The following is a 14,701-nucleotide window of genomic DNA, read 5'->3' as shown; positions in this document are numbered from 1 at the left end:
ATTTGTTTATCCCTATGATTCAAGCAAGTAGCTTACGCTGAGTATCATTAATCATACTGCGTGAGAAATCCAGCAGTTGCTGACAACTTACGGAATATCCGGCCAACTTTGCCTGACCTTCCAAGAAAGCCTTCAGCATCAGGATGCTTTCCTCTTTTGCAGTCTGCTCGTTGAAATAACGATAGTTGCAACATCCTCCCCATGATTTCTTTGCAATGAGTTTTGCTCTCTGTCCATCCCATGCATACAAGTGTATACCATTGAGGAAGTTGTGGCAATATCCTTCTCCGATGTCATAGTAAACCACAAGACGATCTGAAAAACGGATAGCCTTGTAGTATGTGTTGCCGGCAGCACTGGTATAAGCGCCAGCAAGGAAAATATTCTTCGCTGCATTGTAAATCACATTTGCACCGGAAAGTGCAGGAAGAGCCTTTGAGGCAATAAGTTGTAGAGATGTTGTGCTTCCCATATTTCGTTTCTTTTGATTTCTGATTGCAAAATTACAGATTTATGTTTTGATTAGAAAGTTTTGGAGGATAAGAAATAGTTCCCTTTATAGGAACTATTTCCCCTTCCCTCTACGCTTGCTTTAGATGTTCTCCGGGTTCAACCATGTTTCATCCGGTTTGGCTATTAAGCGAGCGTTCTGATAAGCCGCATCCAATGGTAGAATCGTCTCCGGAGTATAGATACATTCCTTTGAATCTGGCGTCAACACCAAAGCAAAATCCGGACACTGCTGGAAAGTTCCCTCCAAATAGATTGGCATCAACAACTGGATTGAATCTGTCTGCGGACGGTACATCGGCACAACAAACTTATAGTTACGCTGTGTAATGGCTACCGCGTAGTCTATCGCAGAGTCCAGCATGCGAGCCAGTTCCTCTGAGTTTTTTCCTTGGTGTTTGGCAGGGAAACGTTTGATACGTTGTTCAATGATATGAGTGAACTTATCAAAGTCCTTGTCCACTGTCCATTTTGTTTGGAATATAACCTCGTCCACGTTCTCGAAGAACTTCGGAGCTACAGGCTCATCACCTTTTCGGAATGTCTTCTTGCGACGGTCTGCTTCATTCTTACTGCGCACCGGATTGAAGTATACTCGCTTGCCTCCTACTGTTCGTACCTCTGCTACGATGATAATCTCGTGGAAGAACTTGTCAAGCAAGTTCGTGTTGAACACCATCCAGCGTCCATCTTGGCTGAAGATTATCTTTCCTTCACCGCCATTGGCCCCCTCTTTCTGTAATCGTGTGAAGATGTTCTCAATGTACGACTTAAGGATGGGATGCATCATGTTCGAAGTAGTGTGCTGATAACTCCACTTTTCAGGAATTGTACTTTGTGCCAAGTCCTCAAGGAATGACAATCCATCACACCATTCGTCGAAGTAGAACTCACCGATACGGAACTTCTTACTGTTCGCAACAGATGAAATGAAACTAGCCTCAGTCCCCCAAGTGATTCCTTCAAACCCCTTTTTGCTCTTAGTGAACCAACCGACAATCTCTCTGCCCTCCTTTGTGCTCCAACCTGTTTTAACAAGTTTGTAATGCACATTTGCAGGAGCTATCTGAGTTCCGTCACTCTCACGCGAGTATCCGTGGATATTACGGTTATCAAAACCATTAGTCTCCACCATGAGGTTGATGTCGCCAACGCTGACCGTCACACCTGTACCTTCAAGCAGTTCGTTAATCTCGTTAACGTATGTTCTCCGGTTCTTTACGAAGCCAATCATAAAGAGAGGATTACCGTTCTCACCCTTTTGCTGCTTACCGCTGTTTACGTTGTTACTATACTGGGTGCTGTTTATTGCACCATTAACTGCACTGTTTGTCTCTTGTGTCTGCATGTCTTTCAGATTTAAGAGTGGTGGCAAGCACTTGTTGACCTATCGGATAGGTTTTGTTCCGGACTCGCCTTACGGAACGATGTAATAATAATATAAAAATAAATAGTCAGTTCTGTTTTATGGTGGAAAACTTACCCATTTAGCAACTTATCATGTTTTGCAATCAATCTATCAAAGAACACTCTTGTCTTGTTTTGACGATGCAAAGGTAGAAACTTTTCCTATACCTTGCAAGAAAAAATAAAAAAGTAATGGTTCCAAACATATCAAACATGTGGAACCATTACTTTCTATTATTCATCGTATCGTGCGTACATTTCTTTTATACGCTTTGCTATTTCTTCCCGAACAACTTCTGGACTCACAATCTCAAGATCGTGGCCTAGCTGAAGCACCCTGCCATAGAATTCATTGTTCGGACGCACCCTTATGCTCACCTCTCCATAGCCTATTCTATCATCATAAGGAAGAATCGTTTCTTGTGACTTATGAATAGGTTTGGTATCAACCAATCCAAACATATACCTATTATGAATACGTATCACTATATCGTATTGCTCAGCCCCCTCAATATGCGTTACACCAACGATATCATCAAAATAATCAGGATAGACAACATCCTTTGGTTCAGCATAGTCTACACCTTTGATGACCTCCGGCAACTCAGATATCCTATCCAATGGAATATTGAAACCATCATGAGGTTCTTTTCCATCTGCATGACCGAAAATGTGCCAACGTCCATTAAATTCCTTTATGAAATGAGGATGAAAAATTACAGTAGTTGCCTCTTTTTGGAATCCCTCATGGTAAGCTATTCTCAGTACATTTTTATTACGAATCCATTCGTAAAAGTACGGCAGCCACTCTATATTTTTATGCTTTCGGTCAACGCTTGAGCCTATGATTTGATGTTTCTCATTTTTCTTTTTATTAATTTCAAATAGATCCAAAGTGCTCTCCAAATGATATTCCAGCCAGCTGCTAGGAATAAAACCAGCGGCATCTTGACAGAATCTGTAATAATCTTGCAAACCGTTTTTATAAGCTACGTGCTCCATTTCTGCCAATGGGTTTGGATTCTCTCCTATATAGCAGAATCTTTTGTTTCTGTTATTTCCATCTTCTATGAAAGCACCATCACCGCACTTTTCTCTAATAGCTTTGCGCATATTATAGAACGCTTTTCGTAAGTCCTGATACTCCTTCTCATCTGCCGACACTGAATATTTCAGTTCTTTAGCGGACTTCAGATTTTTGAAGTCCGCTAACACATCCGCATACGAGAACCATTCACCAGCCAGCATGCGCTTATAAATCTTTGAGGCAAAACGTGCTGTCCGACTTTTTCCTGTTAGTATATTTTTCATATAAATACTCTATACTCCACTATTATATTCATCCAATTGCATCGGCAACCCACGCGCGACCCATAAGTCGTTGGTAGATTAGCAATGCGAATTATGCTGATAGTTACCGCTATCAAAAATATTTTTGCACTGCATTATTCATCAGGACGGATATCAGTTGCATAATACCAAGGTAAAGACGGATTATCATGATTCTTACCAACCTTTACTTTGAATACAACATTCTTTATTGCTTCATAATCGCAAACTTTTGGAGAAACGGCAAAACCATTCTTGTGATCAACAGTACAAAGACCTTTTGGCCCTTTCACTGATCTAAGACCTATATTTATTGTACCATGGACAATCTCGCCATCTTCATAATGATCTAAATTATTTGTTGAATTCGTCTTTTTGTTTATTCTTTTCTTAAACTGCGTAAGATCAATTTTGTCTACTACTTTAAGCTGGGGCTTTTCTGTTTTCTTTGGTTCTTCTTCACCCATCGGTTCTTCTACTAGAATTTCTGACGGAACATAAAATTCCTCTAAATCTTCAAACGTTGTTTCGGTTCCATCTTGTTCATCATATACCTCAGCCCTATCACCTACGTTTTCCGGTCTAAAATCGTATAAACCAGGACCACTATAAGAAAATCCTAAAACACCACGTAATGTCTGACCTTCATCATGAAGTATATCAAAACCTTTTGCATTAAACGTGACTTCAACTCCGCAACGCATTTTGAGTATACCTTTATTCTTATTTATATGATGTATAACACCTGTAATTGTATCCGCATCGGTATCCTTCATATTCTTGTCTATGATACAATGAATGTCATCTCTTTCACCTAAATAGCATTGAGGTAAAACTGTTCCTTTATCAAATTTCTTCGCAAAATCTTCTGACTTTTTAAAATAAGTGGAAGCAAGTGAGGTTAATTCAAGATTCGGAACAGCTCCCTTAATGGATTTAGCACAATAACAAACTGCCAAATAAAAGCATACGTTTAGGTATCCCCATCCAAACTTGATGTTTTCGTCATATTGACTTTCCCATTCTTTAAGCAAATCAATAGTTTCATCAAGAGAGTAGTCTTCTGGACTATAGAGTTTTATCATAAACATTGTTTCATAACTCTTAATATCACCCTTGTTTTTTTGAAACTCAAGTATACCTTCAATCTCATTACGTTCCTGTCTTGTCAGATTTCTATATGCTTTACGGGTATCTTTGGTAGAAGTTTTACTATACACTATAGATTTGAGAAGTAAATTACCATAAAATAACTTCTTCTCATCACTCGCATTGCTATACATTTTGCGATATTTCTTTATCGATTCTATATTTCTGCCAACAAGATTCTCATGATATGCTCTTACACTTTCATATATGCAATATGAATTAAGGATTTGTGTCAATCCTTCATTCTTAAATGCATAGCATATTTGTTCAAACAAATCAAGAACAACACCTAATTTTTCTGTGTATTCAGAGAAAACATAATCTGTTTCGCAGAAAGAATAGTCCGTTGCTTGAAGCAATTTCCGCCCGAACTCTATGGCTTCCCTAAATAGTTGACTTTCTGCAGCATATCCATAAGGACTTGCAGGACTTAAATCAATACTTTTTTCAAACGCTTCATAAGCCCTTTGAACCCAATCTTCAAGACAATCTCGAATTTCTCTGATCTCGATTTCTTCAAAATCTTTTGTTTGAACATCTCTCTGGAACATCCTCATGAGAGCATTTATCCTTCGCCGAAGTAACATACCCTGCATATGGTATAAATCCGTATCGTCCGGATTAATGTTGAAAGCTTGGTTAAGCTGACTTTGAGCATCAATAAACAAACGGTCATCAATAGTTATAAATTTACTCATATTTGCTTTTTCATACAAAAAACGAGCAAAATGTCCTCTAAAGATAGCATCTTCAGGAAAGGCTTCCACTAAGGAATAGAATAAAGCTTCCGCTCTCTCATTATCATTAAGGTCTTTTACCAGTAGAGAAAATTTATTCCTTATATTTGCAGCTCTATCTTCAAGAGCTCTGTAATCTGCATTTTTTCTTATGACAAAAACACTATAAAGCATGTCTTTATCATCAGAGCCTAACTCGCCAGCATTTTTGCACAGAGATATAAATTCTTTTGCTATTTCAGATAGACCAGCTTCCCAATTTGACTTATAAGCACTAAGAATGAATGTAGAGAATCTATTATAACGAGGACGCCATATGCCAGTATTAGAACCATCTATAGTTTCTTCTACTAACAATTTTTTAATTGCGCTTACTACCTTTGGTTGATATAACATTATAGAAAATCTTTTATCTACTTTCCATATTGACTTCAATAAAGTCTGATTTACACCAAGATCAGAATATTTAAAGACAAAACCAACAAAAGCACAGAATTTAACAAGATTTTCTGGTAATACCCCCATCCATTCCTGTACATAAGAACATAGGTTTTGACTAGTTTCCTTATCTCTAAGCATTAAAGGAAAATCAACAACTTCTAGATGATTATTGTGTTTCTTCTGATTTTCCAAAAGTGACTCATCTAGCCCTAACTGTTTATACTTCTGCTCAAATCGTAGTAACTCATTGGCTTGTAATGCAGATTCAAGAAGAACAACATTTTTCTTTTTATCAGGATATTGCCCTGTACAAGGTTCAATATAAAAGAATAAAATTTTCTTTCCTGCATCAGACATTCGTTTTACCAAATTGTCAAATTTGTCTCTACCGATATGTTTAGACTCAACAATAGCAAGGATAGGGATGTTGTCTGTTTTTTCCGAGAGTTGACACAGATATTGGTCAGTAATGCGAATATTACTACAATTTCTAATATCTACGACAGTACATGATAAGAGTCCACTCTCATCATCTTTTGTTATATCATAGCCAAGTCTTTTTGCTAAAGTTGTAGCACCGCTACCGGGTCGATGGCGAAGAGTAAAAATGGAAGTCTTGCGAATTGTACGAATCAAGTCCGTTATTTTTGAACGTACAATCCTGTACAAGTCACGTTGAACATCACATTGCTGCTCTAATTCCTCCCATGTAATCTCTGCCCCAGAATAGAAATCCCATTGTGGCTTTTCTGATTTATTTTTTGAAGGACAATAGAAATCAATACCTGCTGCATGAAAACGTTCTCTTGCTTCGGAGATATCTAGTGATTTACCTCTTAATAAGATTTTTGATTCATAAGCATCTTTGGCTGGTTTCATTTCACTTAAATGCACCAAGAAATCTGCGAATGTAGCTTCAACAAAGGAAACTTGAACGCCAGAATATTTTGCCCATTCTTCAAGTTTTTCTTTATACGCCAAGTTGCTTGTGAATGAAACAATCTTACATCGATTTGCAGCAGTATCCCAATCGTCAAAAACATCCTCTAACTTAAAGAAAAGTTTCTCTGTAAGTCCAAAAGCATTATCTGAAAAATCAAAGATTATGTAATCCTTAGTTGAACCAGTCGTTACAAGTTTTGAAAATATTTTGGAAAAGAGTTTCGGGATATTTTTCAAGGTGGTTTTGTCATCAAATTCCCCTAAGTCCATGCGCCCTTTTGCGAACATCCAATTAATCAAATTTGAGGCACCTGTTACTTCACTGATATCGTCGGTAATTATGCGGATAGAAGATTTCTTGTCCAATGGAGCTTGTTCATAAATGCCATCTGGCGTTTTTCTATTAAGATCAACAATGAATTGCCAATCTAAGCGGAATATGTCTCGAAGCCTCTCTTTCCCTAAAATTTGACCATAGTTATCAGATAGCATTTCGGGAAGAAATGCAACATAATATTCATCTGTTGATTGCTCCAAATTGTTCGTTATACTGTTTAAAACAGAAAAATCATTGCTCACTTGAATAACTTTCTCAATGTCTGTATTTGGTTTTACTTCGCTTTCTACTGGCAAATCCAAAGAAGAGAAAAATACTACAGCATCTTCACTCACTTGTGATTTTAAATCATTAAATGCTTTTACAAAAAATGCAGCACAAGAATCAGCTTGAGCTTTCTCGTTAAGTGAAGAATCGGCAGTATGCACTATTTCACTTGCAGTGTTATAGTAGTCCTTCATAGAGTCAAAACAAGTGTCTATTTTGAACTTTATTCTGTTTGGCTTAGGGGACTGACCAGGGTTAAAAAGAGGAGGAAAAACATAATACATCGTGTATCTGGCAAGCTGAATAAAAAACGAGCCTTCAGGTTCTCTTGACTGAGCCTTTGTTGTTAAATTGCATATCTTTTGGTCATTGTCAATACTAAAAGAATAACCACCAGATATGATGTATGGGGCTTTGTCTTCCTCACCTTTTATTTTTAATGCGTCAAAAATCAGAAATTTACAGATTAATTCTATGCTTTTTCTGACATGGAAAAAATAATGTTCATAGTCTCCTTTATTATAGAAGTCTATAGACTTGTTGTATTGATTTTTTAGTTGTTCTTGAATGTTTTCCATAACTCAAAACTTTTGGTTTACTAATACTATAATTTCAATTTCAGCAGTTCTGAGACACTTTTCTGCGTCTGCACATATGGTTGATGGTGTTCGTGTACACCTACTGACGATGGCAGGATCATTGATAAATTATCATGTATCATAGGATTTCCATGAAATCAATCATCCAACAACCCTCTTAGCTTCAAATAACCTTTTATGTACTCTTTCAAGAATTCAGCCAACATTGAAGAATATTTTTCATCAAATTCTCTTTGTTCCTTGTTACTATATACGTTGGAGCGTGATATACCAGAATGCCACAATTTTTCCATACATTCAATAGCACTGTCAACAGACCGTGCAGAAATATGTTGTGGAGAATGTGTGTTAGACTTGTATAACACATTCAGGAGCTGCGCTAATTCAGGAGCTTGGGTGACACCATGAGCGAACTCCAAAAGAGATTTTATTACGTCTGTATTGTTCATTAGGTATAATCTTTCTGTAAAAGTTAAGTCAATATATAATTCTTGGTTACAAAGGTAATCATTATTTTTGGAGCATCCAACAATTTTGAACAGAAATTTTACAGAAATGTTTCTGAGAGGTGGAAACACGGATTTGCACTTGCAACGGTAGGCACATGGATGATATGCACTATGCAATTTTAACATTTCTATGGATATTCGTGAGGTGGGTTTTGAAAAGGTATAGAATATAAGCAAAACATAACATATTATGTATCAAACGATTAGATGTGTGGCTATTTATTCAACCACCTCTTTTTGTATCAAAATAGGGAATAAAAGGTATAACTTTGCAGTGTAAAAAGTATAACTTTACCATACATAAAGTACTACTTTATCATGCGAAAAGTATAAGATGATTCGAGGAATTGCTCAAACGCATTGTTTTGTGCAGCATTTTGCGGTTTATAAAGAAAATGGTCTCAAAAATCAATAGTTTCTATTGTCAAAATATTTCCCACTTTTAACAAATGTAAGATTTTTTAAATCCCGAAATCAAAGAAGCCGCATGAGGATAATATTATAATCGTTCTAAGAATACAAAGAATAAAAAGAAACGGTTTCATCATTGCATGGTCTATTATACATAAAAGAAAATTCTTTTGATTCTTTCATTTCTTCGAGGGATAACAAAAAACTTTGAGGGATTACTGTGAGAGATGCGGCTCAAAGAATACAAAGAAACAAAAGAAACATTGCTTCGTCATTGCATGGGTTATTATGCATAAAAGATAATTCTTTTGATTCTTTTATTTCTTCGAGGGATAACAAAAGATTTTGAGAAACATATCATAAAAAAGCGTCAGCAGGTAGGGAATCCTACTTGCCGACGCTTGTTAAGAGGTTGTTTCATTGGTTGTGGCACATCCATTGCCATAATGGTGGTGAGCTGCTCCATGGTAGGAGAAGCAACAGAGGACAGGCGGCGTGCCATGGAGGGGATGATACCCGTCTGTATGACATTCATCACATGGCGCGCATTGCCGAAATCCTTGCCACGGTTGCTGTAGTCGGTTGCCATGAGAGACCTTATCGCCTGCTGCGCATCGGCAGTCATGGCATAATTGTTCTTGGCGAGATAACGTTCCGCAATCTCACTGAGCTGTGAGGGGGAATAGTCTTCAAAACGGTAGATGTTGCTCTGCGGGATGCGCGACGACAGTCCCGGATTCAACGTAAGCAGCTGTTGTGTAGGCTCGGTGTAGCCTGCCAATATCAGCATCCAGTCACGGCGGCTCTCGTCCGCCAAGGCGGTCATCAGCGTGTCAAGGACAAAGCGTCCCGGATCTTTCGGGTCGTCAGGCTGGAAAAGCTGGTACGCCTCATCTATGAAGAGTATGCCGCCCTGCGCCTCCTCCAACGCTTCGAGTGTCTTCTCCGACTCCGAACTGTAGAACTGTCCGAGGAGTGTGGCGCGCTCCCTCACCACCACATGGCCTTTGGAGAGCATTCCCATATCATGAAGCATGGTGCCGATAATGCCGGCGACAGTCGTCTTCCCTGTTCCCGGAGAGCCAAGGAACATGGCATGGAGCGGTGGAATGGCGGTGGGCAGCCCACCTTCCTTGCGCATACGGAAGAAGTTCATCAGCACAGAATAGTCGTGCAACTTTGCCTTGACATCCTCCAGCCCCACCATGTGGTCAAGCGTCGTCAGGGGTTCAGGCTTTTCTTCCTCCTCCGGCTCGCATGAGCCGATTCGCGCATCCATAATCTCCATGCCTTTTTCCGGCAGGTAACGATCTATCGGAAGCAGTTCGTCGTCTTTGTACACTCCCTCCTCCTTCTTGCGGTCCAAGGAGAAGAGGACTCCTCCGATACATTTCCCCAACAGCAGCACCTCTATATAAATCACGCCACGGTTCTCGTACCACGGCAGCACCTCTATCTCCGCAGTGTACATGTCACCGCCCCGGTGGTCAAGAGGGACTATCTGCAAATCATCGGTGCAGCTGTGATAATGCATCCTGACGGCAATCTCCGGCATACACTCCGGCCGGAAGCCCATGTTCACAAAAGAGAGCACAAGTTTTCTACGCTCACACTCACCAAGACAGAGGTTGCGGTAGCGCATGCCATCCTCCTCCAAATATGCCTCCACAAGCTGTATATGGCGCACATGCAGCACCTCCGGGCGGAAGAAAGCTATTGTCTTTGAAGCCATCAGTTCGCCTGTCTTCTTATGGACAATCTCCAGTGTGTACGGCACATTAGTGTCTATGTCGTCAGCCGAAAGAGGAATGTCCACATGCGGATCTTCCTCATACACCCATAGCGCTGCATGCAGAGTGAAATCGACGGAGGTTATCAACCGCCCGTTTTCTTTCAGGGCAACGGTTAAGGGGTATCTGCGTGGCTTCTTTCCAATCTCACCGTAATCAAGGTTTGTGGCACGCATGGTGACTGCCAAGGCTGTCATTTTATGGGAAAGGACAAAATGGTTATACTTCTCAAAATCATCGGAAAAAGCGAATGACTTTGACAATTTGCTGTCGTTGTCATAAGGACATACGCGCATGTTGTTTATTACAATGTTACATTTACTCATATCATTATTGTTTTAAGGGTTAATAAACTTATAGGAAAAACACATAAGTGACTATTACAAATTAGTGGTGTCCGCTAAACATATAATGTATCCTTAATTTATGTCAGGATACCTCTGTGCGGAGAACCGCATTAGCGGTTGAATACAGTAGCCATGGGCGCAACCCACGGTATTTCGAAACTCTCTGTGCGCGACCGATTTATCGGTCGAATAAAACATCATCATCTACATATTATTCGACCGATATTCGGTCGTTGTGTGATGCCTGCTTGGCAATCCCTATCCAGCATACTGCAACAGGATTTCGCTGTAAAGTGTGGCGGAGCCACAATCCTTATGGTAACCCCCTGCTTCAGCAGTGGGGACAACAAGAATGCTCTCTCTATTGTGTGGTGGAACCACACTCCTTTATGCTACCAGTCTATGCTCTCTGTATTAGGGATAAAGGACTGTGGCTCCGCCACATCTTCAGGCATCTATTATTCAGAATAAATGCGCTACAATCATGTTTAGTTTTACCGGACGATACCACTAATAAACTTATAGGAAAAAATACACTCTCAACATCACAAAGTTGGCATCTCTTTGAAAACAATACACCATCATGTCAAAGAACGCATCCGCCACACTGTAGCAGCAGAGGGAGACGTGCTTCACCTCTGCCACACACCACATGACAAAAGGCGCATAAGCGCACCTCTTGACCCATGCAGCCGACGGGACAATAAGGACTTCATTGACGACAGGACACAGTTGTGGCTGTCATGAAAATCCTTGTTGCTTTTTTCCAAATGTAATTACTTAAAATCCATATAAGAATCAGCAAGCCCCACCGCCATGCAGTGTGGAACAAATAATCTCAAAATAAAATCGACTTGCCATGTCTTATATATTTAATAATGTATGAGTAAATTGTCTTTGCAATACTATCTTATGCATAAGATAAGCTGCACCTCAGCAGTCATGAGCAAGCTCAACTGCATTCGGTTTGCATTATCTTTGTGAAAGACGGTGCAAAGATAACAAAACTGTTTGAAACTACCAAACTTTTTTGGGGAAAACAAATTTGCCGGGCACAAATAATTCCTGAAAAATCAAAAGGTAACACTTTGCACTGTAAAGTGTTACCTTTTGGCATACGAAGTGTTACCTTTTACAATGCAAAGTGTTACCTTTCGTTGCACCAATATTTTCATTTCGCTAACACATTAATACTGTGATGATTACACAACCACAGATTATCGGTTCCCGAAGAGCCAATCACCGGCAGATGGATCGTATCTAAAGCCCTCGTACTCGAAAGCCTTGAGGGCTTCAGGCGAGGTGATTCTGTTTTGCAGAATCCATTTTGCCATCGCGCCACGGCACATCTTGGTGTAGATGACGATGGTCTTCAGCCTGCCCGCCTTCTCCACCTTGAACTGCGGAGTGACAATAGTAAGTTCCTTTTTCACACGCCGCCAGTCGAAGAGCCCACGGAACTCATCGCTCGCAAGATTGACAAGCATGCCGTCGTCCGCCTTCACTTTCTCTATAAACCAGTCCGTCAGGCGAGGTTTCCAATAGTCGAACATTGTCATCCCGATGCCCGGCAGCACGACATTTCCCTCCAAACGGTAACGGTTGACAAGGTCAAGAGGGCGTAACAGCCCATAGAGGAAAGAGCCGATGAGGAGATGCTCGTTGGCATATTGCAGTTCGTCATAGCTGAAATTCTCAGGCGCGAGTTTTTGGAACACCATACCGTCATAGCTGAACACTGCGGGCAGCCTTGCCGTTTCGTCAAAGAACGACTGGAAACGCAGGAAGTTCTCTGTCGCGATTTCCTTGTTCACGTTCAGCACCTCCTGCAGTTCCTCACGGCTGAAGCGTGCCATCCGGAGGGCATTGTCGTTCGCTTCCTGTTGGAATTGCGGTTCGGTGGTCAGCGGCAAATGGCGTGGCACTTGCCCCGTCATGATTTTTGCGCAAGCGAGAAGTATTTGCATGTGTTGTTTTTTATTTGGTTTTCTGGGTTATCAACAGACAGGCGCCTCCGCCGGGAGCAAGCCTGACGGTGATGGTGTCCTTGCTTGTGACATCTTTGTGCGACACCTTTGTCGTCTCGCGGTTTGTCAGATAGTCAGCGTTGTCGCCGTCCTCGGTTATCTCCACGTGGTAGCTGCCTTTGGGAAGGAAGTCCAACGGAATGTCTATTGTGCGGCGGTTCTCATCGGTTGCGGCACCTACGAGATAAGCACCGTCGGCAGCCCGGCGCATCATTACTATGTATTCGCCAATCCTTCCGTCCAGTGTCCTGCTCTCGCGCCACGGCATCTTCTGTGCCGAAAGGAAGCGCAGAAGTGACGGATGCTTCTCATAGTATTCCGGAATATCGGGGATTATCGTCGCACCCGAGAATGTTATCTGTGTGCGTGCAGCCTCAGCGACAACGGTGGACGGCACTTCTTGGTTGTTGTCCTTGCGTGTTGTCTTGCCCTGCCGTAGGTCAAACATTCCGTTGTTCTGGTCTATCGGGCCGGCAAGCATGTTCACGAACACCGAGGTTACGAATGTCTTGGGATAGAAGATGTCATGACCGTCGAGCTGCGCTTTGCAGTATTCGCGCGTCACGGCATTCGGCCATGTGCGCATCTGACCGTAAGGGTGGATGGGATAGTCATGGAAATCAACCAGCAAGCGGTTCATTGCACACAACGCGGTTATCTCCCTCGTCTTGCGGTTCTTCTCCTTTGCATCGCCCGTCATAAAGCCGTATTTCACACCGGCGGCACCCCACTCATGGTATTGTCTCAGTGTTTCCGCGATAGGATAGTTCTTTCCACCGACATCATTAAGGTAAAGCCAAATGCCAACGCCCTTGTCTGCCGCATATTTTATAAGGCGGCAGACATCCTTTGCCTTATCACCCTTCACCGGGTCGGAGTTCTTCTCAAACTCAGGGCCATACCAGTTGGCGTCAAGGACAAGATGCCGGAAGCCTTGCTTTGCAGCAAAATCAACCATGCGTACCCACGACGGATAGGACATTGTGTACTCAAAACCGTCCCACACAGCACCGTCTATGCGCCAGTCCCACAGGCATACACCCGGCTTCACCCATGAGAAATCAAGCCCCGGCATAGATTCAGGGCAAAGAAGTTCAAGGATGTGCGAATCGACAAGTGTGCCTATCTTGTCGGCACACATTACCACACGCCACGCGCTCTTGCTTGGGGAATGGATTCCACCGCCATTGATGCCCACGCTTGTACCGCCACCGCCGACAGTAAAGAGCCGCTCTCCGGCTTTGCTATGAAGCGTCATCGGCGCGACATCCTCAAGGTCAGCCTCGTGGACTGCCATGAAGCAGCCGCCGGCATCTATCGTCATGACGGGCAGCCGCTCGCCGTCGGCAGCAGAAAGTCTCTCCGGTCCGATGTTGTGTCGCTCACCATTGTAGTACCAAGCGTTGTAATCTCCGGCAAAACGGAACTCGGTTTGCTCTGCCAATTCCCTTCCTGTGCCGTAAAGCACGTAACGGAACGCCATGCCGTCATCATAGAGACGGAACACAACAGAAAGCTCATCGACAAAAGGAAGCGTAATTTCGTTGTACCTATCCCTGACCACGGAACGCTTGCCCCATACCGGTTTCCACACGCCTTTATGGCTTTTCTTAATCGCTTTACCTGCTTTTGACAATGCTGAAGGCATCAACACACCACTTTCTGAGTAGAGCCCGAATGCCGAAGAGTCTATGAGTTTTCTGCCGTCGCGTGTCAGGCTGTATGTCCAATGTCCGTTATTCATGCCGGCAGTCAGTGTCATCCGCTTATCAGGCGATGTCACAATGTATTGCTTTGTCTTTGCCGTCGCTGTCATTGCGAAGACCGACAGCAGAGTAATCAGTATGTGTAATGTTCTCATATCTTTATTGATTTATGCCCGATAAAAGTGTTATGGTC

At 41.9% G+C, this 14,701-nt stretch carries 10 protein-coding genes; 2 read left to right on the top strand and 8 right to left on the bottom strand.

What is annotated here, in order from left to right; genetic code table 11:
- Positions 1-19: 19 nt before the first annotated feature.
- The 6 genes from HPS57_RS11730 to HPS57_RS11705 form a co-directional block, all read right to left on the bottom strand.
- Positions 20-472 (bottom strand): hypothetical protein, encoded by a 453-nt coding sequence (locus HPS57_RS11730; RefSeq protein WP_172183289.1) that lies wholly within the window; start codon positions 470-472, stop codon positions 20-22.
- A gap of 120 nt (positions 473-592) precedes the next feature.
- The gene (locus HPS57_RS11725) at positions 593-1,858 is read right to left on the bottom strand and encodes a DUF3825 domain-containing protein (RefSeq protein ID WP_172183287.1); all 1,266 of its coding nucleotides are present in this window, start codon (positions 1,856-1,858) and stop codon (positions 593-595) included.
- Positions 1,859-2,151: 293 nt separating this feature from the next.
- The gene (locus HPS57_RS11720) at positions 2,152-3,228 is read right to left on the bottom strand and encodes a helix-turn-helix transcriptional regulator (protein ID WP_172183285.1); all 1,077 of its coding nucleotides are present in this window, start codon (positions 3,226-3,228) and stop codon (positions 2,152-2,154) included.
- A 134-nt stretch (positions 3,229-3,362) separates the two neighbouring features.
- Positions 3,363-7,697, bottom strand: coding sequence for a tetratricopeptide repeat protein (locus tag HPS57_RS11715; protein ID WP_172183283.1), 4,335 nt, complete (start codon positions 7,695-7,697; stop codon positions 3,363-3,365).
- Between the two features lie 158 nt (positions 7,698-7,855).
- Positions 7,856-8,167, bottom strand: coding sequence for a hypothetical protein (locus HPS57_RS11710; RefSeq protein ID WP_172183281.1), 312 nt, complete (start codon positions 8,165-8,167; stop codon positions 7,856-7,858).
- A gap of 841 nt (positions 8,168-9,008) precedes the next feature.
- Positions 9,009-10,754: an AAA family ATPase gene (locus HPS57_RS11705; RefSeq protein WP_172183279.1), complete on the bottom strand. Its 1,746-nt coding sequence runs from the start codon at positions 10,752-10,754 to the stop codon at positions 9,009-9,011.
- 138 nt (positions 10,755-10,892) lie between these two features.
- On the opposite strand from HPS57_RS11705, the gene HPS57_RS11700 reads away from it, so the two are divergent.
- A complete protein-coding gene (locus HPS57_RS11700) occupies positions 10,893-11,246 on the top strand; it encodes a hypothetical protein (protein WP_172183277.1) in 354 nt (117 codons plus the stop codon).
- A 93-nt stretch (positions 11,247-11,339) separates the two neighbouring features.
- Entirely contained in the window at positions 11,340-11,522 is a 183-nt protein-coding gene (locus tag HPS57_RS11695; RefSeq protein ID WP_172183275.1) for a hypothetical protein, read from the top strand.
- A gap of 470 nt (positions 11,523-11,992) precedes the next feature.
- Here the strand turns inward: HPS57_RS11695 and HPS57_RS11690 are convergent, their stop codons facing one another.
- Positions 11,993-12,742, bottom strand: coding sequence for a YaaA family protein (locus tag HPS57_RS11690; RefSeq protein ID WP_172183273.1), 750 nt, complete (start codon positions 12,740-12,742; stop codon positions 11,993-11,995).
- A 10-nt stretch (positions 12,743-12,752) separates the two neighbouring features.
- Positions 12,753-14,663 (bottom strand): glycoside hydrolase family 97 protein, encoded by a 1,911-nt coding sequence (locus HPS57_RS11685; RefSeq protein ID WP_172183271.1) that lies wholly within the window; start codon positions 14,661-14,663, stop codon positions 12,753-12,755.
- Positions 14,664-14,701: the final 38 nt, after the last annotated feature.

It is taken from the genome of Palleniella intestinalis, assembly GCF_013166595.1.
Classification (GTDB): domain Bacteria; phylum Bacteroidota; class Bacteroidia; order Bacteroidales; family Bacteroidaceae; genus Prevotella; species Prevotella intestinalis.
Note: the sequence above shows the minus strand (reverse complement) of the source record. Positions and strands in the feature narration are given on the sequence as shown.